The sequence below is a fragment of the Enterovibrio paralichthyis genome (genome assembly GCF_019209835.1).
Taxonomy (GTDB): domain Bacteria; phylum Pseudomonadota; class Gammaproteobacteria; order Enterobacterales; family Vibrionaceae; genus Enterovibrio; species Enterovibrio paralichthyis.
Genome location: NZ_JAHUTS010000018.1, coordinates 16,567 through 36,694 on the forward strand (window position 1 = coordinate 16,567; position 20,128 = coordinate 36,694).

The 20,128-nt window shown below is 46.8% G+C and carries 19 protein-coding genes; 13 read left to right on the plus strand and 6 right to left on the minus strand.

Annotation, left to right across the window (positions count from 1 at the left end; genetic code table 11):
* Positions 1-39: 39 nt before the first annotated feature.
* The gene (locus tag KU854_RS17920; protein WP_218359786.1) at positions 40-1,374 is read left to right on the plus strand and encodes a hypothetical protein; all 1,335 of its coding nucleotides are present in this window, start codon (positions 40-42) and stop codon (positions 1,372-1,374) included.
* An 88-nt stretch (positions 1,375-1,462) separates the two neighbouring features.
* Here the strand turns inward: KU854_RS17920 and KU854_RS17925 are convergent, their stop codons facing one another.
* Entirely contained in the window at positions 1,463-2,173 is a 711-nt protein-coding gene (locus KU854_RS17925) for a PEP-CTERM sorting domain-containing protein (protein WP_218359787.1), read from the minus strand.
* A gap of 387 nt (positions 2,174-2,560) precedes the next feature.
* On the opposite strand from KU854_RS17925, the gene KU854_RS17930 reads away from it, so the two are divergent.
* A complete protein-coding gene (locus KU854_RS17930; RefSeq protein ID WP_218359788.1) occupies positions 2,561-3,763 on the plus strand; it encodes a tyrosine-type recombinase/integrase in 1,203 nt (400 codons plus the stop codon).
* A 122-nt stretch (positions 3,764-3,885) separates the two neighbouring features.
* On the opposite strand, the gene KU854_RS17935 is transcribed toward KU854_RS17930, so the two are convergent.
* Together KU854_RS17935 and KU854_RS17940 are read right to left on the minus strand one after the other, a co-directional pair.
* Complete coding sequence (locus KU854_RS17935) at positions 3,886-5,259, minus strand: putative O-glycosylation ligase, exosortase A system-associated (protein ID WP_218359789.1); 1,374 nt, start codon at positions 5,257-5,259, stop codon at positions 3,886-3,888.
* An 87-nt stretch (positions 5,260-5,346) separates the two neighbouring features.
* Complete coding sequence (locus KU854_RS17940; RefSeq protein WP_218359790.1) at positions 5,347-6,477, minus strand: glycosyltransferase; 1,131 nt, start codon at positions 6,475-6,477, stop codon at positions 5,347-5,349.
* A gap of 141 nt (positions 6,478-6,618) precedes the next feature.
* Between KU854_RS17940 and KU854_RS17945 the strand changes: the two genes are divergently transcribed.
* From KU854_RS17945 to KU854_RS17995, 11 genes are all read left to right on the plus strand, one after another.
* On the plus strand, positions 6,619-7,647 hold the full coding sequence (locus KU854_RS17945; RefSeq protein WP_218359791.1) for a GHMP family kinase ATP-binding protein: 1,029 nt from the start codon (positions 6,619-6,621) through the stop codon (positions 7,645-7,647).
* Positions 7,635-8,225 (plus strand): D-sedoheptulose-7-phosphate isomerase, encoded by a 591-nt coding sequence (locus KU854_RS17950; protein WP_218359792.1) that lies wholly within the window; start codon positions 7,635-7,637, stop codon positions 8,223-8,225. The genes KU854_RS17945 and KU854_RS17950 overlap by 13 nt, the downstream gene beginning before the upstream one ends.
* Positions 8,209-8,952 carry a nucleotidyltransferase family protein gene (locus KU854_RS17955; protein WP_218359793.1) on the plus strand — a complete coding sequence of 248 codons (744 nt, stop codon included), beginning with the start codon at positions 8,209-8,211 and terminating at the stop codon, positions 8,950-8,952. Before KU854_RS17950 ends, KU854_RS17955 begins: the two co-directional genes overlap by 17 nt.
* 122 nt (positions 8,953-9,074) lie before the next feature.
* On the plus strand, positions 9,075-9,899 hold the full coding sequence (locus KU854_RS17960; protein WP_218359794.1) for a hypothetical protein: 825 nt from the start codon (positions 9,075-9,077) through the stop codon (positions 9,897-9,899).
* Positions 9,900-9,920: 21 nt separating this feature from the next.
* On the plus strand, positions 9,921-10,673 hold the full coding sequence (locus tag KU854_RS17965) for a sulfotransferase family protein (RefSeq protein WP_218359795.1): 753 nt from the start codon (positions 9,921-9,923) through the stop codon (positions 10,671-10,673).
* Positions 10,674-10,774: 101 nt separating this feature from the next.
* Positions 10,775-11,908, plus strand: coding sequence for an acyltransferase family protein (locus KU854_RS17970; protein WP_218359796.1), 1,134 nt, complete (start codon positions 10,775-10,777; stop codon positions 11,906-11,908).
* Positions 11,909-12,039: 131 nt separating this feature from the next.
* Positions 12,040-13,020 (plus strand): type IV toxin-antitoxin system AbiEi family antitoxin, encoded by a 981-nt coding sequence (locus KU854_RS17975; RefSeq protein WP_218359797.1) that lies wholly within the window; start codon positions 12,040-12,042, stop codon positions 13,018-13,020.
* Entirely contained in the window at positions 12,986-13,807 is an 822-nt protein-coding gene (locus KU854_RS17980) for a nucleotidyl transferase AbiEii/AbiGii toxin family protein (RefSeq protein WP_218359798.1), read from the plus strand. Before KU854_RS17975 ends, KU854_RS17980 begins: the two co-directional genes overlap by 35 nt.
* Positions 13,808-13,955: 148 nt before the next feature.
* Positions 13,956-14,333 carry a DUF3316 domain-containing protein gene (locus KU854_RS17985; RefSeq protein WP_054780337.1) on the plus strand — a complete coding sequence of 126 codons (378 nt, stop codon included), beginning with the start codon at positions 13,956-13,958 and terminating at the stop codon, positions 14,331-14,333.
* 161 nt (positions 14,334-14,494) lie between these two features.
* Positions 14,495-15,187, plus strand: coding sequence for a heavy metal response regulator transcription factor (locus KU854_RS17990; RefSeq protein WP_218359799.1), 693 nt, complete (start codon positions 14,495-14,497; stop codon positions 15,185-15,187).
* Positions 15,184-16,533, plus strand: a complete 1,350-nt coding sequence (locus KU854_RS17995) for a heavy metal sensor histidine kinase (RefSeq protein ID WP_218359800.1) — start codon at positions 15,184-15,186, stop codon at positions 16,531-16,533. Before KU854_RS17990 ends, KU854_RS17995 begins: the two co-directional genes overlap by 4 nt.
* A 175-nt stretch (positions 16,534-16,708) precedes the next feature.
* Here the strand turns inward: KU854_RS17995 and KU854_RS18000 are convergent, their stop codons facing one another.
* The 3 genes from KU854_RS18000 to KU854_RS18010 are packed head-to-tail and all read right to left on the minus strand — an operon-like array spanning position 16,709 to position 19,867.
* Positions 16,709-17,191, minus strand: coding sequence for a cupredoxin domain-containing protein (locus KU854_RS18000; protein WP_255555635.1), 483 nt, complete (start codon positions 17,189-17,191; stop codon positions 16,709-16,711).
* A gap of 28 nt (positions 17,192-17,219) precedes the next feature.
* A complete protein-coding gene (locus tag KU854_RS18005) occupies positions 17,220-18,083 on the minus strand; it encodes a copper resistance protein B (protein ID WP_218359801.1) in 864 nt (287 codons plus the stop codon).
* A complete protein-coding gene (locus KU854_RS18010; protein WP_218359802.1) occupies positions 18,080-19,867 on the minus strand; it encodes a copper resistance system multicopper oxidase in 1,788 nt (595 codons plus the stop codon). The genes KU854_RS18005 and KU854_RS18010 overlap by 4 nt, the downstream gene beginning before the upstream one ends.
* Positions 19,868-20,128: the final 261 nt, after the last annotated feature.

Sequence of the window (20,128 nt, forward strand, 5' to 3'; positions counted from 1 at the left end):
ACTCGTGTGGAAAGTAAAACTTGCCCATGAGGAAAAATTGTGACCAGTCCACGTAATAAAAATCTTCTTATGAAGACTTTTATTTTAATTAGCATTCTAATTGTCGTTTTGTTTTTTTATCTGGTAAATTCGGCATTTTCTTCCTCTCCCATTATATCAAGGTCTTATGTTCAACCGGGAGAAGTAAAACAGGCCGTTTCACTCTACAAGAAAATTTCCAATGACATCTCTCAATCAAACGAGAATGTGGAAATCTTCTTGAGCGAAGATGATTTAAACGCAATATTCAAAACCTCTTCCCATGTCACGCCAAGATTGAGTTTTGATTACAACATGGTGAAAGATGTTGGCTTGAATGTGTTTGCGAGTTTGGATCTCAGTGACTATCGCAGCGAGTCCTACATCAATGTCTCTTGTGTTATTTCAGGTGATGCACCACATAAAATAGATGTCTGCCAAATGGGGGATATTACGGTTCCAGGGCAAATGGTTTATTGGCTTGGTTATGCAGCACTGACCGTTTTGTTTGATGATGATGTCAAATCAACGTATCTACAGTTCTTGGATGAATTAACGTTTATAGATGGCGGTGTATATACCAGCGCAACGACCACTGATGGATTTAAGGAAACAAGCAAAACACGCCTGAAGAATTTCTACAACACATTTAAATCTTTTATTCCGAGCGACATGGAACAGATGAATGCTGAAGTTATCAGGCGGTACCTGACAGCTATCACTAACCAAGTTGGACTCTCAAATGACCGTAAAGTCGATCTGGTTGAAGTCTTTAATGTGGTTTTCCAGTTGGCGAGTGATAGAAGCCAGAATGGTAACCCTATCGATGAAAACTCCTATGCCCTTTGGTCTGTTTCAATCGCATTTGCAAACCCACGCTTTTCTGAACTTATCGGATTTGAGCCTCAAGACTTTGAGCAAGCGATTGATTTATCGCGACAAAAGATACTGACACTGGAATCGAGGCATGATCTGGCTTTGCATTTCCTGTACTCCGCGATCATTGAACGGGTTGGCAGCGAAGCCATTTCTAACAATATCGGAGAGTTGAAAGAACTGTACGATGCAAATGAAGGTGGCTCAGGGTTTGACTTCTCAGATCTGGCTGCTGATATATCGGGAGCCAGATTCTCCAGTTATATATCAAGTTCTGAAAGTCACGCTTATCAAGCCCAGCGGTTCCTTTCAACAGCCAATAGTTCAGGGTTGTTCAACTTACGTGTTGATAACAAAACGGTGCTGAGTAAAAAAGAAAATTTCACCGGTAACTTCATGAATGAAGAAAACGAACGCTATATAGACGAGATCAATGGAATAAAAACTAAAGTAGCCAGACTTCCGCTTTACATGAAGTAGATTTTATATTTCAAAAAAAGAAATGGTTATTCAAAATCAAATAAACTTCAAAGCCTTCAGCAAAGGCAGAAGGCTTTACAGATTCAAATTATCTATACGATAAGTCGGACACTCTTCTTTTGCGTGAAAGCACGCCGATACAAAGAAGAATCAAACCAAATAAACCCAAGGTTGCGGGCTCTGAAATAGGTGTGGGCCCATTTTGCCCGCCTACAATAAGTTGATCTTGCTGGGTATCAGATCGAATGATGTTCATGGTGTAATTGCTGGTCCATGAATCCAAACTATTCAGATAGCTACTTGCCCATAATTCAGAGTTGGCATTGCCAGTAGAGACCACCTGAAACGAACCGCTATTTAAACTGTATGCGCCTGATGTTTCGTGGACAATTTCCCATAGTGCCAGCTGGAAAGCAGCCGCCCTCGCAGAAACATTGCCAATTAAATCAAAGGCATTGGTATATAAGCGCCCAACATAATCCTCAACTGAGCCCAAGCCATTCGAAGGATCAGAAGCCTGAAAAAGGGAGTAATTATACGTTTGGCCTTGCTGGATATACTGGCTTAGCTCGATACAAAATGTTTGAAATACATCACCCGTACCTTCATTTGTCCAATTGAACAGTCCAGCATTGGTTCGCATGGTACTTGTACCACCATTGATGGTTACCGTTGCGCTGTCTTTCAGGTTGTTTTCATAGCCATTAAACGTGGCAGTAATGATCCCTGCTTGAGCAACACCCGCCCACAAACTCGTCACGAGAAGCGTAGTTACAACAGTGGCGTATAGCTTTCCCATACCTGCTTCCTCAGTCCTTTAACTTCTTAACAGTCATCTCTTATCAATAAGTCAAAAGCAAGTTGTATACCATATGGTTAACGTACTGATATATATGACTTTAAATTAACCACTGAAACTAAGCCGTTAAAAATTCTGACATGACCGTATACAAAGTGACACCAGATTAATAGGCACAGACGGTATCTGGGTTGCTAGAGCATACCGCGAGCCACTTTCTTTCAATATCATGAATTAGGTAATATAATTGCTGTTATGTTACTTAAAACTCACGTCGATGACTGTCTGTATTCGTGACGCTGTCACATTTTTGTTTGAGAAGTTGTTCTGGCTCTTTGCCTAGGAAAATTCACGCAGTCACTGACAACATTTTCGGCGATATTTGATATGACACTGACGCCTTACAGTCCTGGTACCCAGTTGGTTTCTCAGTTGCCGGATGAGCAGTTTGTGGAAACCGTCACCCGGCGATTGACCGATCCTAGATTAAAGCAACGTTACGCAGAGCTTGTGACGGCGCTTCGTTCTGAACTGTTCAGTATCGGAGCTGCTGCGAATTTGTCTACCGAGCAAATTCACAATGCCAACCTTGGCATAGACAGTTTCCTCAGTACCGCCACTGGTCAATCACCTCATTCATTGCGCCAATACCTGCACAACTTCCGGTTTTACCGCCGGTGGTGTATGGCGAAAAACATCCCGACCTTGCCGATCACGCCATTCCATGTCAGCGAATATCTGGAATTTCTGGAAAGCAAAGGGCGAACCAAAGCGCTGCAAGTGGATTTTGGAAAAAGCCTTAAACCATCGAGTATTGCCAGTCACTTGAGCAGCATTTCTCTCTTACATCAGATTGCCGAAATCACAGACATCACAAAAATCAAACGTATCAAGGCAACGATGAAAGCAATCCGCAATACCGCAGCGCGGCAAGGTTATATGGTCCACCAACAGAGCCCTTTTCGCCGCCATCATTTGTCGGAATTGAATGTGATTTGGGGTGACAGTGTCAAACCGAGAGATGTCAGAGATTTGGCTTTTATATCATTAGCTTATGATTCTATGTTGCGGGAATCGGAAATGGCCAATGTCACGTTTTCTATGTTGTCACGCAGCCAAAAATCCGGTCACTACACTGGCCGTATCAGCCACATAAAGGGCAGTTATGATGGTACGGATGGCCAACATGGCGGACGTTTTCAGGTGTCCAGTCATACCTACCAACTTCTGGTAAAAGCCTATGAAATGACCACGGATGAATCCGATCGCGACCGAAACGGCCTGCTGTTTTTCCCTCTAACGAAAGGGGGAAAACTGAATAAAAGATTTGTGGCCGAGGAGCAGGGCGTGGTTTATCGCAAACCGCTTTCGGGCAAAGCAGTCGATGAAATATTCCAGCGTGCCTATGATGCCTTATTGCCAGACGATGTAAAAAGCCCCTGGCGTGGTCACTCAGCGCGAATTGGCCGAGCCCAGGATTTGTCCATGGATGGAAAAACCAACCAGCAGATCATGCAAATTGGCCGATGGAAGAAAGCGGATATGCCCGTTCTCTATACGCGAGAGCAGGATCTTGATGAACTCTTCTGACTCTAATCGTGCAATTAATATTATAAATAACAATAGCCTACTAGTAATTAAGTTATAGTGCGTTAAAGAATCTTTCATGCTCTCTCTATTCATCAGCATGCTAGCTTTCGAGAAAACGAAAGCTAGCCTTTGAATTCTTCTTTGCTCTGTACCGCTGACTTTCTATTAACAGCGACAGGTTTGCCGATTTTTCGCCCGGTCATAGCACCTTTACGTTTTGGTATTTTTGCGTCCTCTGCGTCTTTTTGCAGAATGGATAAACAGACAACCATGCCGACAATGACATAAAACATCTCAAAGTAGGCCATAGAAACCGCTGCACCGGCAACGCAATAGGCAACAAGAGAGACCTTGAGCATTCGCGCCAGGTTAGACTGCCAACTCCCCCTGAAGTACTTTTCGACAGAGGAAAGCTTCAGAAAAGCGAGAATAATGATAAGTAAAAACAGAGTAAGCCCAGGAAATCCGTGATCACCCAACACCTGAAAATAGATACTGTGGGCGGCCCAAGGTTTGTCTCCGGCAGGGGCCGACGGGATGAAATTCAGCTCATCAAAGTCCAAAGCGAGTGAGCGCCAGACATACGCATATTGCGGCCCCTTGAATCCTCCACCGAGAAGTGGACGCTCTAATGCCATAAGTGTGTGAATTTTCCACGAAACGACACGCGCTTCAAACGAACTGTCTTCATCAGCCGTCTTTATCGTGTTCATCCGGCTATACCAGGAGCTTGGTAATAGGTTTATGGCAACAATCAACACAGGAATTAACGCTATCAATGTTCGTGCTTTCCGCTTACTTTTAAGGAAGAAGTACAAACCGACAAAAAGCAGACCGATAAAACCGCCGCGCGACTTTGTTCCTAGCACCGCCAAAACACAGATGAAAATCGTTATGACCAGCCCGACCCGCAACCACTTTTCTGGGGTCACTGTAATAAGGTGCACGACCAAAGGCAGCATGACCAATATAGCCAACGCCATATGGTTGTTGTCCGCCAAAATATGCCCCGCTGGGCCATTAATTTGGTGCCCACCGAATGATTTAACGAATTTTAGCCCCTCTACCAGAGCGAAAAAGCCGATAGATAAAACCATGGCCCATATCAGCATGTCAAAATGATGGGACTTCCGCATCGTTAACGTGATAAAAATAAACAAAAGTATTACTTTGGAATAGCCGTCCCAAACCACCCATGGAATTCCAGAGGGGATTAACGCTGTTGTTGTCGTTATGGTGGTGTGGATTAACAAAAGGATGATCAGAAAAAATATACTATCAAACCGTATTGATGGCTTGTTTCTACAGAAGAGGTAAGTCGCCATCGCAAACAAAGAGAAGATTAAGTTATATCGAAATGATTCAGCAAAACCGTAAAGCCAGTAGACGGGTACAAATAGTCCTGACCACAGCCAAATAGACACGGCAATAAATGGCTTTCTGTATGAAACAAAGATAATGATAAAAAAGAACAATATAAATGCCAGGTCTCTCATTGCTCGTCCTTATCATCAATTTTTTTTGCTCTGATACAGATAAAGACAAGTGCAGCTAAACACCCAGCATATAACAGACTTTCCATACTATCGTCCCACCATGCTGTATAACCTGTCGTAAGACGCGATCATTTTTCTTTGACTGTAATGAGATACAACCCTATTTCTTGCTTCTGCTGACAACTTGCTTAAGTTTTCTTTCTCCTGATAGGCTTCAATCAGCGCTTTAATGAAGTTTGCATTGTCAGCACTCTCTACGACGTAACCCGTTTTGCCCCGCTCTACAACTTCAGCAATCCCCCCAACAGGCGTGACTAGATGAGGCACGCCGACAGACATCGCTTCCAGCAATGTCATCGGAATACCTTCTGCTATCGAGGCCATCACAAATACATCAAACTCGCGGTAGTAGCGGCGTACATCTGACTGGGCACCTACAAAAATGACCTTATCCAGCAAGAAATCAACCTTAGAGACACACTGTTTCAGCGCCTCCTCCTCAGGCCCATCTCCGACGAAAACAAGCACGCAGTTTTCCATAAATGATGGATTGGCTAAACAGGCTGCCTTGAAGCATTCGATGATAAAAGACTGATTTTTGATCGGATGAAGTCTGGACACATGTCCGAAAACAAACTTACCTTTACTCTCTCTCTGGCATGCAACACCGTTGCGCTCAGGGAAAAAGAAATCCGTATCAACCCCATTGGCAATGAGGCTGACTTTTCTTTTTGGGATGTTGACGTCCTCACTTAACCAATCAGACAAATCTTTTGATACTGCAATGAAAGTATTTATAAACGGACTCATGGCCTTTCGGAGAAATCTGTATTTCCATACACTCCCATCAACATCATAGGAATCACGACCATGTTCGGCATGAACTCGTAAGTTCACATTAAGAAGTGATGCAACCCATTGATACTCAATGGTTGAAAGATTGTAGCTATGAAGGACATCAGGCTTGATTGACCTTAATAGTTTATAAAGCTCCCAGTGAACACCAAAATTGTGTCCTACTTTTTTGTGCAGAGCGTAGAAATCAATTTGACCATCAACTTCTTGAATGAATTCGCCAACATTTGTCAGTGCAACAATGGAGTGCCGGTATTTTTCTTTATCCAGAGCGTTTATACAGTTAATTATTACCCGCTCCAATCCGCCGATATTAAAACTGTATACTAAATGACACACATGTATTTTTTCTTTGTCATTCATTAATCTTCTACTTTTTTAAACAATCCATTGTCAACGCTAACTTTAGGACCACACTCGGTTATTTGCAAAAACACCGTTTTTAGTCTTTAACTACAATTTAGTAAATAAGTGAAAAGCGATATATTTAAAAGGACTTGAGACATGTTGGTACGCTCACGCTCCCCTCTTCGCCTTGGTATTGCCGGTGGCGGTACAGATCTTTCACCTTACTGCGATACTTTTGGTGGTTGTGTTTTAAATGCCACCATCGATATGTATGCCAATTGCACCATTGAATTGCTTGAAGATCAGGATGGCATCACGTTTGTGGGTCAGGACATTGAGAAAACCTTCCACTGCCCATTGCAGAGACATATTCCTCTGGAAGGCGACCTGCAACTCCATAAGGCTATCTACAACCGCATTGTGCGCGATTTCAACGATAACAAACCCCTTCCCGTCAAAGTCTACACGCACTCAGATGCGCCGCCAGGAAGTGGTTTAGGATCATCCTCCACCATGGTGGTGACCATACTCAGCGCATACAACGAACTGCTTAAGCTTCCCCTCGGAGAGTACGATGTTGCCCGTCTTGCCTATGAAATCGAACGGGTTGATTGCAACCTTGCCGGAGGGAAGCAAGACCAGTACGCCACAACCTTTGGCGGGTTCAATTTCATGGAGTTTTTTGAAAACGGGCGGGTGATCGTCAATCCATTACGAATTCGGCAAAACATCATCAACGAGCTTGAAAGCCAGATGGTGCTGTTCTTTACCGGCGTATCGCGATCTTCGGCTGACATCATCAATGACCAAGTCAAAAATACCTCGTCAGATGACAATAAACCGCTGGAAGCCATGCATGAAGTGAAAAAGCTGGCCTATTCAATGAAAGAGTGTCTGCTCAAATCAAACATAGATGGCATGGCGGATCTTCTGAAAGAAGCGTGGAACGCAAAAAAATCCACGTCAAATTCCATCTCTACCAAACACATTGAGTTGATTGAAGATAAAGTCATCAGTGCCGGCGCAAAGTCCATCAAGATATCCGGTGCAGGGGGCGGGGGCTTTATGATGCTGTTTGTCGATCCGATTTACCGCATTGATGTCGAAAAGGCATTGCGGGAATTTGATGGGCACATCCAGCCTTTCCGTTTCACTAACGAGGGCACGCAATCGTGGACAGTTTAGAGACGATAAAGCACCACATTTCAGCGTCAATCGAGACCAAACAGGCAATTCTGGCTTCCGAGTCTGCGCTCCAGTCTATCAATGACGCTGTCAGGGTTTGTTTAGCCGCCTATAAACAAGGTAACAGGGTGCTCATCGCGGGTAACGGCGGCAGCGCGGCTGATGCGCAACACATTGCCGCCGAATTTGTCAGCCGGTTTGAGTTTGACAGACCCGGGTTACCGGCAATGGCCCTGACGACAGACACATCTATTCTCACCGCCATCGGTAACGACTACGGTTTCGAGCGTCTGTTTTCCCGCCAGGTAGAGGCCAACGGTGTGGCCGGAGACATCTTTATCGGCATCAGTACGTCCGGCAATTCGCCTAACATTCTTGCCGCATTCAAAACCGCCAAGGAGAAAGGCCTGGTCACCATTGGATTGGCAGGTAAGGGCGGCAAAATCCAGCAAGCCTGCGACATTTGTATCAGTGTGCCTTCCGACCACACCCCAAGGATCCAGGAAAGCCATATTCTGATCGGCCACATAATCTGCGCGTACGTAGAAGCTGAGTATTTCAATGACTACGCCAAATAAGATCACTGCTGTGGTTCTGTGCGGGGGACTCGGGACGAGACTTCGTGAATTCTCAGGTGGGTTGCCCAAACCCATGGTCGATGTCGCTGGCAGACCCTTTCTTGAGTATCTGCTGGACTACCTTGCCGACCAGAATGTGAAGGATGTGGTACTCGCCGTCTCGTACCAATATGAACGCATCACGGAACATTTCGGCAACTACTACCAAGACATGGCCATACGCTACTCGATTGAGCAAAAACCGCTGGGCACTGGCGGTGCGATAAAACAAGCGATTGATGCGTGTATTCCTGATCGTGAGAGCGCGGTGCTGGTTATCAATGGCGACACCTTTGTCGATTTCAGCTTAAGCGAAATGTACCAAACCCTGACGGCTTCAAATGCCGACCTTTCCATGACATTGGTAGACTGCGAAGACACCAGTCGGTATGGACGCGTCACCACAGACGAAAACAGGGTCATACGCTTTGAAGAGAAACAACAAGGCAGTCCTGGACTTATCAACGCTGGTGTATACCTCTTAAGCCCGCGGCTGATCGATGATCTCCCAAAAGACGATGTTTTCTCCTTTGAAAACGACGTGTTGATGAAGATTGTATCCACCCACCGCCTTTACGGCTGCGTAACCAAAGGGTACTTCATCGATATCGGTATACCGGAAGACTTTAAAAAAGCGCAAATCGACTTCGGAGAGCCTAACAAACACGGGCGAAATACAGGGATATGATTAGAGCATTACGGGAAAGATTTTCTGAATTGGAGAAACGGAAGAACCAATTTCTCTTTTGTAAAGCTATCGCGGACGTCACGAAGACGAAACCCATCCAAAGCATAGAAAGCGCCCAAACTTTGGTTGTTACACAAGTCCACCATGCGGCGGTTGAAATGTACCTGCTTGCCGTCAAATCCTTCGTCTTACAATACGGGCCATGCAAAATCGAAATCGTCGACGACGGCAGTTTGACCCCGGATGATTTATCCCTGCTTAACACCCACATTGAAAACCTGACCGTTGTCGATATCAGTGAAATCGACGTGTTCAATTGCCCTTCCGGTGCCTGTTGGGAGCGGCTTCATTATGTTCTGAGCCGGACCGATGAATACTATGTCATACAATTAGATAGTGACACCGTCACGTTTGGCGCTGTACCGGAGATCTACCAGCATGTCATCGACAACCAGGGGTTTACTGTCGGCTCCCCCATGTTTGCTGCGCCAGTGTTAATAGACTACATGTCGACCTTGGCTGAAAGCTGGAACAATGCACACATCCAATCACAGGCAGAAATGAATCTTCCTGCATTGAAAACACTTGGCATGACGCACTACATCCGTGGATGTGCTGCTTTCACAGGCTTTCCTAAAGGCTCGAATCTGCGGGAGAAACTGTGTCAGGTCAGCGAAATAATGGAAAGTAGCCTGGGGAAAGAGAAATGGAATGAGTGGGGAAGCGAGCAATTTTCCAGCAACGTGATGCAGTCGCTGTATCCCAACAGTCGTGTATTGAAATGGCCGAAATATCAAAACCATGAATTTCCCAAGTATGCCTCCGGTATCAAAGGTCTTGCGGGATATATCGGTAAGGTGTCTTTGATCCATTTTATCGGTGCATCCAGATTCTCAAACGCTGTGTATACCGAAGCGGTAAAACGCGTACTTCCAAAGCTAATGTGAAGAAGTCAAAGGCTTAACAACATGAATGCAGACAAAGTAAAAAGATACTGGAACTTTCTTTCTCACTTTAACCGCTCTCTCGAAGACAAAAAAAATGTGTTCATCATCAGTCATATGCGGTCAAGAAGTACATTATTAAGCCATGTTCTAGCGTCCCACCAGCAGATCTGCGGTCATCGTGAACTTCATTCTTCCTATACAAAGAAAATTCACCTGTTTAAAACCCGTGCAAGCCTCTATAGGGAGAATGACAGCTTTGAGAGTGCAGACTATCTCCTTGATAAGCTCTTGCACGGCAGGCTAATCATTGATGAGCGCATTTTTAAGACATTGCCCTCTTATATCTTTCTCTTGCGGCAACCCGAGCAAACCATGGTGAGCATGATAAAAATGCACCTGTCAGACAAAAATTCGCTGGATACCGTCAAAAAGCTAGAGGATTACTATGTAGAGAGAACAGAGTATATGGTTGATAGTTGGCATAAATTTGAAGGTGACAAAATTTACATTTCATCTGAGAAACTGGCCAACAACACGCAGGAAACCTTATCTGATATCACCACCTTCCTTGGCTTAACCCAGCCACTGTCAGAAAACTACGATACCTACAAAGACACCGGAAAGGGCGGCATTGGCGATCCTTCTTCCAATATAACGACCGGGAAAATAATCAAACCAAAACCGCTCAGTGAAGAGTCAAAAGCACTCCTGCAACGCTTGGATATGCAAAGGATAGAGGATGCTTACTTAAAAGCCCTGGATAGCCTGAGCTGAAAAAACGGCGGTGAATTCAACAGCAACCGAAACATAGCTGGGGTTAAAAGTAACGTCAGGGGCGCAATTGGAAAGATTACCCGCTTGGAGTAACGAATCTGATGATGACGACAATTAAATCGAAACTTTCAGACATTTACACCATACAGCACGGAAGACACAGCACCATCAACGCCATTGAAGGGCTAAGGGCCATTGCTGCCTTTATGGTGTTTGTTGTTCACTATGCGGCGCAGTTTACTCCCTGGATAGATACCCACTCTTTAACATGGGAACTCATCGTCTACTACCGTCATATCGGCGCCAAAGGTGTTGAACTCTTTTTCGTCATCAGCGGCTTTCTTATCTACGGCATCATCATTGGGAAGGACACCCCTTTTGTCACTTATTTCTGGCGCAGGATCGTCAGACTCTATCCTGTATTTCTGGTTGTTCTCGCCTTATACATCGCATTGTCTTTCGTTTTTAGCAGTGAAAACAAAATCCCTGACGGCATAGGTCAGGCCACTCTCTATATCATTTCCAACATTTTAATGCTCCCCGGCCTTTTTGATATCAAGCCAATCATTACCGTCGCTTGGAGCCTGAGTTATGAAATGTTCCTTTATCTGGCACTGCCGGTATTCGTCTATGTCCTTCAAATGCGCAGCTGGGAAAGTGAAACGCGCATACGTTTCCTCGCAGTCTTGTCCATTCTGGGCTTTGTCGTTATCTATGCAGGGTATGACTCCCATCAAAAGATGGTTCTCTTCCTGGCGGGAATGTTGATGTATGAATTGAAAAACAGACCTTTGCTACAGAGCGACAACCCCTTATCAAGCAACGCATTTCTCCTGACTATCCTGGCAATTATCATCATCCGGATATTTTCATTGGATAGCGTATTGCTTCTGCCAGCCCTCTTTATTGGCTTTTTCTTCACCTTCGCGTCATGTCTGAATAAAAACAGCAAATTCAGCCAACTCTGCTCTACGCCGTTTCTGAGGTATTACGGCAACATGAGTTACTCCTATTACTTGATCCATGGGATCACCCTAAAGTTCTTCTTCATGGTCATGGCTGTCTTTATTCCACCAAATCACCAATGGGACTTGGCACTGTATGTTTGGTTCCTGCCGGCGTTTGCTTTCACATGGGTCACCTCTACCGTGCTCTTCCTCCTGGTTGAAAAACCGTATTCTTTGATGAAAAAACCAGCAAGAGATAGAGAAAAGAAGAGCACAAAGGCCATTTGATGCACTGTATAAACGATGATTAAAACATGGGGATTTGTGAGCATTGTCGTGACGGTATCAACATCCAAGTAGCAGAGTGTGTATCCAGGTGATATATTTTCATGAATCATGAAAATATTTAAGTCGTGAAAATGAATCAGCAGATACTAAGCCAAGCCCTGGATGCACTGCCTGAGCATATTGAGGTCGCCGATGTTCACTATCAACCTACGACGACACCTGACAGTGGCGTGGATGCATCGGTGACGCTGACGATAGCCGGTGAGGCGCGCACCTTTAATGCTGAAGTAAAGCGCATTCACCGCAAAGCCTCACTGGATACGTTTTTACAAACTCACCATCCGCATGAAACCCTGCTGATCTGTAACCCACTCAGCACTTTCTTACGCCAGTACAGTGAAGAAAAGGGGATCAACTACCTTGATGAAGCCGGTAATGCCCATATTGTGCAGCCCGGCTTTTTTCTGCATATCGAAGGCAAGAAAGGCGAAAAGATTCGGGATGCTCGCCCAACATTGAGTGAGGGGATCATGAAATGCCTGTTTGCCCTGCTGGTTGATGAAGACCTCCTGAACCAGCCCTATGAAATCATGGCGAAAAAAGCCGGTGTTTCGCTGGGGATGGTCAGTAAAACGATGAAGTTCCTCATCGAGATTCAGGCGATCCCGAAAGACAAGAAATCCCGTCGCTTTTTGGATAAGTCAGCACTCATTCAACAATGGCTGGTTTCCTATCCTCAAGTGCTCAGAAAAAAGCTGGCGCCTTTCAGGGTGAAAACCCCGCTTCACTGGCAAGAGATAGCACTGGAAGAAGGGGAAATCTGGGGTGGGGAAGTAGCGGCAGCATTGATGACGAACTACCTTGTTCCCGAAGAGTACTGGCTGTTTACCCGCGAGCCGATGCAGAAAAAGATGCGGGATCTTCACGCACGCCCATCCGCTGACGGCCAGCTCCTGCTTGCAGCTCCATTTTGGGGAGCAAGCCTGACAGTATCCCCCAGCGCTCAGGCACTGCTCACTGTAGCAGAGCTTCTGGCCAGCAATGACAGCCGTAACAGAGAAGCAGCCGAGATCTTAAATGACCAATACTTACACCTTAAATCACTCCCTTAACCCGCAGTTTGAGCGGGCGCTCGAAAGCCTGGTGCGTATCGTCAACGGGCTTGGAGTCGCTTATTTCATTGCAGGTGCCACCGCCCGAGATGTGGTGCTGCATGGCATTCATGGTTACCCACCCATCAGGGCAACCCGGGATATCGATACCGCCATTTTGGTCGACAGCTGGGATAGCTTTCAGACGCTCAGAGAAAATCTGCTAAAGGCAGGATTACAAACCACCCGTGTCGAGCACCAGCTCATTGAGCCGGTAACAAAGTTACCCATTGATATTATTCCGTTCGGCGCAGTCGCTGACGAGAAAGGGGACATATCCTGGCCACCACATTTTGACATTACGATGTCCGTTGCCGGTTTTCAGGAAGCTTATGAGTCATCCCTTACCGTGACTTGGAACGAACTCACTTTTCAGGTGGCTTCTCTGCCGGGTATTGCCCTATTGAAGTTAATTGCCTGGCTAGAGCGCGGCGCGAATAGCCGCAAAGACGCGACGGATTTTTTCACGGTGTTGAGCCGCTACCATGAGATTCATGACGGGCGATTGTGGGAGGACTATGTTCCCGGCGACACGCTCGGATATGACGTTGAAAGGCAGGGGGCGTATTTGCTTGGCTTCGACTTAACGCCTTTACTGAGCGTTTCAACATCCCATGCACTGGCAACGATTCGAGATAAAAAGCACGACCCTTTTATCGCTGCAATCACGGCCACACATCGCGGCACTGACGTTGATAGAGTCAGCCAACTGCTGTCAGATTTTTGGTTGGGATGTGGCATCAGTTAAGGGAGAGATGTGTGGTCGGTGTTAGGACGCCATTTCTCCATCGCTAAACTCAAAATGACAAAATTGTCATCTCGTCGATAGGCGGGTGTCAGAGTGTACTCGCGATACTGCACTTCAGACACACAGCAACCTAAAGACAGGTGATGATATGAAAACGCTAACACACATTGCAGCTACAGCTGCCATCGTACTTGCCAGCACCACAGCAATTGCAGAGCCACTAAACAGCACTGCCAAATTTACCTCAATCACAGAAACCCGCTCCATTGAAATGCCTGCTGCTGAAAATAAGCAAGATGCTTACGACTGGGCATATGTCCAGCTTCAAAACCTGCAGTCGCAAACGCCGGAGCAACTGAAGAAGTCTCTAAAGGTCTGGTCGCCATCCAACATAAAAAGTAACTCACTACACTTGAAAGACCAGGGGTTTGTCACTGTCGAAGAGCGCATGAACAATGACGGCGACCTCGAATATGTGGGTATTGCCAATGTCCGATACCACTATTTGAACCGCGAAGACAATTAACGGTCTCTTAAGTCAGGCAATGGGTACTCGGCAGGAAAAACTGCCGGGTGCCCTCTTTTCGTTTGGGCGGTGATAGCAGCGATCCCTTCTCTGCTAGAGTTAATCTCATAATAACCAGAATAATCACAGTCTTGTGATATGACATTTTGCCGGGGAAATGGATGAAATTGCTCGTCATTGAAGATGAAGTTAAAGCGGGTGCATATCTTAAAAAGGGGCTGACAGAATCAGGCTATGTTGTTGATTTGGCTTCCGATGGCGTGGACGGTCTCTACATGATCACCAGCGGTGAATACAACCTGGTCATTCTCGACATCATGCTGCCGAAACTTGATGGCTGGCAGATACTTAACACCATGAGAAGCAACAACATCAATACGCCGGTTATTTTGCTCACGGCCAAAGAGCATGTCGAAGACAGGGTGAAAGGTTTTGAGCTGGGCGCCAATGACTACCTGATCAAACCTTACGCCTTTGCAGAATTACTCGCGCGCATACAAAACCTTCTCCGTAATTTCACTCCTCCTCAGAACAGCGGTGCGGGTCACCACATCATGACCATGGCAGATTTGGAATTAGATCTGCTAAAACGCACGGCGAAACGCCGAGGAGAAACCATTCATCTCACCGCCAAAGAGTACCAACTGCTGGAACTGCTGATGCGCAAAGAAGGCCAGGTGCTTTCCCGAACCACGATCGCTTCTTTGGTATGGGACATGAATTTTGACAGCGACACCAACGTCATCGACGTCGCGATAAAACGGATAAGAAACAAGATAGATAAGCCTTACGACAATCCTCTTATCCATACCATTCGAGGAATGGGCTATAAAATGGAGGATTTAAGCCAGTGACGTGGTTTTCACTCTATTCAATGAAGAACAGATTGATCCTGATGTTCATGGCTTTTTCTGTACTGGTTTATTTGTTTGTCGCGTCAATTATCGAAACCTCCCTCAAGTATCACTTCTACGATCAGGACTACCAGCACACTAAGGACAAATACGACGCAATTAGCTGGGGCGAGGTACTGCGCGAGCCTCCGGAAAACCTCGTCGGGCGGATAAACACGACCGTCGACTATTGGGTCTTGAAGAACAACCATGTCGTCGCCACGAATTCAGGCATACCGCTCCAGGCAGGTATGCCTGAAACGCTTTTATCTGCCTTTCAATCAGGGAAGCAATTGGATGAATGGGAGGACGAACAAGGACTATACCGCCCTTTTTTGTTCGACGCCGGTGACCAGTTCTATGTGTTAATGGTGCAAAAAATTGATGGCCACCTGCAGTTTTTCAAACAGTTGAGAGTCGTGCTTCTGTGGTCTGCGCTTTTGGTCGTATTGCTGGCAATCGCATTTAGCATTGTCGCCGTCAATCTCGGCTTAAAGCCCCTCAAGCATGTTCAGAACCACTTAAAAACCGTTAACCCAAACAATCTGGATGTTGTCATACCCACTGACAACTTGCCCGATGAACTCCGGGACCTGGTCACGATTCAGAATGACATGCTAAAAAAGCTCAATTTAGGCTTTAGCCGCTTGTCGGAATTTTCGTCTGATATCGCCCACGAACTCAAAACGCCACTGTCAAATATCAATACGCAAACTCAGGTGACCCTCGCGTCGACAAGAAGCGTTGAAGAGTATCAGGATGTGCTGCAATCCAACCTTGAAGAAATCGAGCGGATAACCAAAACGATCGATGACATCCTCTACATTGCCAAAGCAAAAAACGCATTACTCATACGGACCAATACGAAATTTGCAGTAGAAACTGAAATCGACCGTATTGCTGATTACTTCAGTATTCTTGGCGAAGAAAAAGGTATCGACATCATTACCCGTGGCCATGCTTTTTTATCTGTCGACAAGAACATGCTGGAACGCGCAGTCACGAATTTGCTGACCAACGCCTTGAGCCATGCAGATCACGCATCCAACATCACCATTGAGGTCCTCAACCTTCCCAACGAAGTCTGTATTTTGGTGGAAAACCAAGGGGATACCATTCCGGAAGCGTCGCTACCCTACCTGTTTGACCGTTTCTATCGGGTTGATAAATCGAGAAAACATGAAAGCTCCGTCGGCAGCGGTCTTGGTCTGGCAATCACTCAATCGATTATGGAAGCCTATGATGGCTCTGTGTCTGTAGAATCAAAACACCGGCGCACCGTCTTTACCCTGACGTTCCCTAAATGACCGCTTGATAACTTTGGGAACCGCCAATACTGAAAGCCATATCACGCCTTGTAGGTTGGCTTACCGCCAGCACAAGACTCCTTTTACTTCCGCTGCTTTCCTTCGTTTTTACGCAATAAAAAGGCCGCTAGTGATAGCGGCAACGTTTCTTGGATATTGGCGTTTCTTATTGGTATCAGTTTACAGAGACCTTTCCTACCATTCCCGCTTCCATATGACCCGGGATGAGGCAGGCAAAGTCGACGTCACCCTGCTCTTCAAATTTCCATATGAGTGCAGACATTTGACCTGGTTGAAGTGTGATCATATTGCTTTCCTGATGCTGCATATTCGGCATTTGGCGCATCATTTCAGCATGGTTTTTCATGTTGTCGAGCGAACCAATCACCAGCTCATGGGGGATTTTCCCTTCATTTTTGACGAAGATTCGCACCGTTTCGCCAACATCTGCTGAAAATTGAGAGGGTGTAAATGTCATCGTGTCGTTCATCGACACTTTGATGGTCTTCGTCACATCAGCTGCATTGCCCGGGCTACCCACTGTCTCTGTATTCATCGGTTTGCCATGCATTTTTTCCCCGTGACCGACATCGGCGAGCACATTTCCCGAAAGCAAAGCAGCCACAAGGGCAAGTCCTATGGTTGTTTTACGGATCATTTTGTTCTCCTTTCTACACAGTTAGTGATCAGAACCAGATGCGAACGCCAGCAACCCAGAGTGTCTCGTCCGGTGTTTTACTACTGTCTTTTCCAAAATCTGTTTGCCACTCAACACCAAGGTAGGGCGCGAACTTGCGCGAGAACTCATAACGTACACGCAATCCGGTAGCCATTTCCGGTGTCAGCCTGCTGATATCCCACTCAGTGTCATCCTTTCCGTAAGTGCGCAATGCGATAGATGGCTGGGCAATCAGTCTTTGCGTAAGCAGGACTTCGTACTCCGCTTCAACATCTACAGCCACCTGCCCGTTTTCACCCACCGCCAACATCGCATCCACTTCAAACCAATACGGCGCCAACCCTTTGAAGCCTGCCGTTACCCAGAAGCGATCATTGCTATCAAGGGTGTCGTAACGGACACCACCCTGAACATCCCAAAACGATGAGATGGCATGGCGCCACAGCAAATTGGAAGATGATTCATCCAACTCGCCATCGACGATATCCCCTTCGCTTTGCAACACCACTTTGTTGTAGTCGCCACCGTAGAAGACCTCGCCTTCGTAATTTATGGGGTCATCTCCATGCCGGAAATCCTGATATTCCAGACGGTCTAAACGCAGACCCCAGAAGTGTTTTTGGTCGGCCAGTTCTGGGCTTGCCACGCCATCCAACAAGTAAGGCCCTGAATTTAGTGTGAGACCGCCAGAATATTCATTCGGGTCGCGGCCAGCCGTCATCTCCTGGCTCGGTTCTGTTAATGCCATCCCATCGTGACCCGCAGGCTCAGCGCCAGCATTCGCGGTGGCGGAAAGCGCTGCAACCAGTGCCAGGGTCATCATGCTTTGGCGCATGAGCAGACTGTGCGTTTTTTGGGTTTGAATCTTCATGAAATAACAACCTCCCTGAACATGCCGGCATCCATGTGGAACAGCAGGTGACAGTGCCAGGCCCACCGGCCAAGAGCATCTGCAGTAACGAGAAAACTAATCCGTTGTGCGGGTTGCACAGGAATGGTGTGGCGACGGACGAGAAACTCCCCATCAGGGCTTTCTACTTCACTCCACACACCGTGCAGATGCATGGGATGCGTCATCATGGTGTCGTTTTGCAATATGACCCGGACGCGTTCGCCGTAATTGAAATGAATGGGTGTAGAATTACCGAACTCCACCCCATCAAACGACCAGGTATAGCGTTCCATATTGCCTGTCAGGTGAAGTTCAATTTCCCGCTCAGGAGGACGGGGGTCGATAGAACCACCCTGGGTTCGCAGATCAGCCAATGTCAGTACCCGGCGGCCATTACCTCGTAACCCGACCCCCGGGTCATCCAGATTGGTTCGTGGCGTATCGACACGCATATCAACACTTGCGCCGTATTCACTAGAAGCATGACGAACGGTACTGCTCGGGTTGGCAAACGGGACGGCGGCCGTACCCATACCGCTATGATCCATCCCGGGCATATTGTTGTGGTCCATACCCGCCATCCCATCCATGCTATTCATGTTTGGCATACCGGCCATACTGCTGTGATCCATTGATCCCATCATGTCTTCCATCGTCAGAGGCTGGATTGGGTCAATGGCAGGAACCGGTGCAGTGAGCCCCTCCCGCAATGCGAGGGTGCCAGAAGCAAAACCCGTCCTGTCCATGGATTGGGCAAAAATCGTGTAAGCCTCATCACGCGGAGATACCACTACGTCGTATGTTTCGCCCGGGCCAAAACGGAACTCATCAACTGTCACAGGATGAACATTCACGCCATCGCTCTGCACCACAGTAAGAGGCAAACCGGGAATGCGGACATCATAGAAAGTGTTGCTGGAGCCATTGATAAAGCGGAGCCTGACCCTCTCACCTTTTTTGAAGCGTCCCGTCCAATTGCCCCCCGGAGTGGCCCCGTTCATCAAATAAATCAGGGTTGCAGCAGAAAGGTCTGCCAGATCCATTGAACTCATTCGCATGCTGTTCCACATACTTTTGTCGGCAAGCGTATCGGAAAGACCGTTCTTTCTAATCTGTGTGACGTTATCTGGCAGCGTTGGCTGAATGTAGTTGTAATAATCCCCCTGCATTTTCAGGTTGTTGTATACAGTTTGGGGATTATCATCCGTCCAATCAGAAAGCAGGACGACATGTTCGGAATCGTACTCCACCGGGTCTTCGCCACTGGGCTCAATCACAAGGGCACCGTACATGCCTGTCATTTCCTGGAAACCGGAATGAGAATGGTACCAGTAGGTGCCGTTTTGCTGGACGTCAAAGCGATAGGTAAACGTCTCACCGGGCTTGATGCCGGCAAAACTGATGCCCGGCACGCCGTCCATCTGAAATGGGAGGATCAGTCCATGCCAATGGATGGACGTCTCTTCTTTCAGCAGGTTTGTCACCTTGATGGTCACTGACTGGCCTTCTTTCAACCGTATCGTTGGCCCGGGAAGCACCCCATTGATAGTGGTCGCTATTCGGGAACGGCCGTTAAAGTTCACCACCGTCTCCTGAATGACCAGATTAATGACATCACCTGAAACCTCGGGCATCGTATTTGATTTGGTGTTTGGTACGCCCGCCCAAGCAGGGGAAATGATCGGGGAGATCCCCGCTAGTACCCCACCTAGCGCAAGACCTTTAACAAAATATCTCTTCGAATGATCGACACGAGAACGCATATCCTGACTCCATTCAGCCTTTAAATGTTTCGTATCCATACGTTAGGGGCTGGCAGCTTTCCGGCTCATGACCTGAAAATGACAAATTTGTCATTTTGCTTCTGGCACTTATTCTCGTTTGGGGTGGCGTCGTGATGAGAAAGGGAGAAAATAGGCACATCCGGAAGTAATGGGTCGAAATGGTGGAGCAATAGTTCGTAGTCCTGGTTGGCACCCAATTGGGGGGGGGGGGGCAAGAAAAGCGGAGGGGGATGTTGAGTC

Excerpts from the sequence above, each read along its gene's own strand:
- KU854_RS17925 (WP_218359787.1), bottom strand. The coding sequence starts at position 2,173 with ATGGGAAAGCTATACGCCACTGTTGTAACTACGCTTCTCGTGACGAGT.
- KU854_RS17965 (WP_218359795.1), top strand. The coding sequence starts at position 9,921 with ATGAATGCAGACAAAGTAAAAAGATACTGGAACTTTCTTTCTCACTTT.
- KU854_RS17955 (WP_218359793.1), top strand. The coding sequence starts at position 8,209 with ATGACTACGCCAAATAAGATCACTGCTGTGGTTCTGTGCGGGGGACTC.
- KU854_RS18000 (WP_255555635.1), bottom strand. The coding sequence starts at position 17,191 with ATGATCCGTAAAACAACCATAGGACTTGCCCTTGTGGCTGCTTTGCTT.
- KU854_RS17930 (WP_218359788.1), top strand. The coding sequence starts at position 2,561 with ATGACACTGACGCCTTACAGTCCTGGTACCCAGTTGGTTTCTCAGTTG.
- KU854_RS18010 (WP_218359802.1), bottom strand. The coding sequence starts at position 19,867 with ATGCGTTCTCGTGTCGATCATTCGAAGAGATATTTTGTTAAAGGTCTT.
- KU854_RS17940 (WP_218359790.1), bottom strand. The coding sequence starts at position 6,477 with ATGAATGACAAAGAAAAAATACATGTGTGTCATTTAGTATACAGTTTT.
- KU854_RS17970 (WP_218359796.1), top strand. The coding sequence starts at position 10,775 with ATGATGACGACAATTAAATCGAAACTTTCAGACATTTACACCATACAG.
- KU854_RS18005 (WP_218359801.1), bottom strand. The coding sequence starts at position 18,083 with ATGAAGATTCAAACCCAAAAAACGCACAGTCTGCTCATGCGCCAAAGC.
- KU854_RS17935 (WP_218359789.1), bottom strand. The coding sequence starts at position 5,259 with ATGAGAGACCTGGCATTTATATTGTTCTTTTTTATCATTATCTTTGTT.
- KU854_RS17990 (WP_218359799.1), top strand. The coding sequence starts at position 14,495 with ATGAAATTGCTCGTCATTGAAGATGAAGTTAAAGCGGGTGCATATCTT.
- KU854_RS17945 (WP_218359791.1), top strand. The coding sequence starts at position 6,619 with ATGTTGGTACGCTCACGCTCCCCTCTTCGCCTTGGTATTGCCGGTGGC.
- KU854_RS17980 (WP_218359798.1), top strand. The coding sequence starts at position 12,986 with ATGACCAATACTTACACCTTAAATCACTCCCTTAACCCGCAGTTTGAG.
- KU854_RS17985 (WP_054780337.1), top strand. The coding sequence starts at position 13,956 with ATGAAAACGCTAACACACATTGCAGCTACAGCTGCCATCGTACTTGCC.
- KU854_RS17975 (WP_218359797.1), top strand. The coding sequence starts at position 12,040 with ATGAATCAGCAGATACTAAGCCAAGCCCTGGATGCACTGCCTGAGCAT.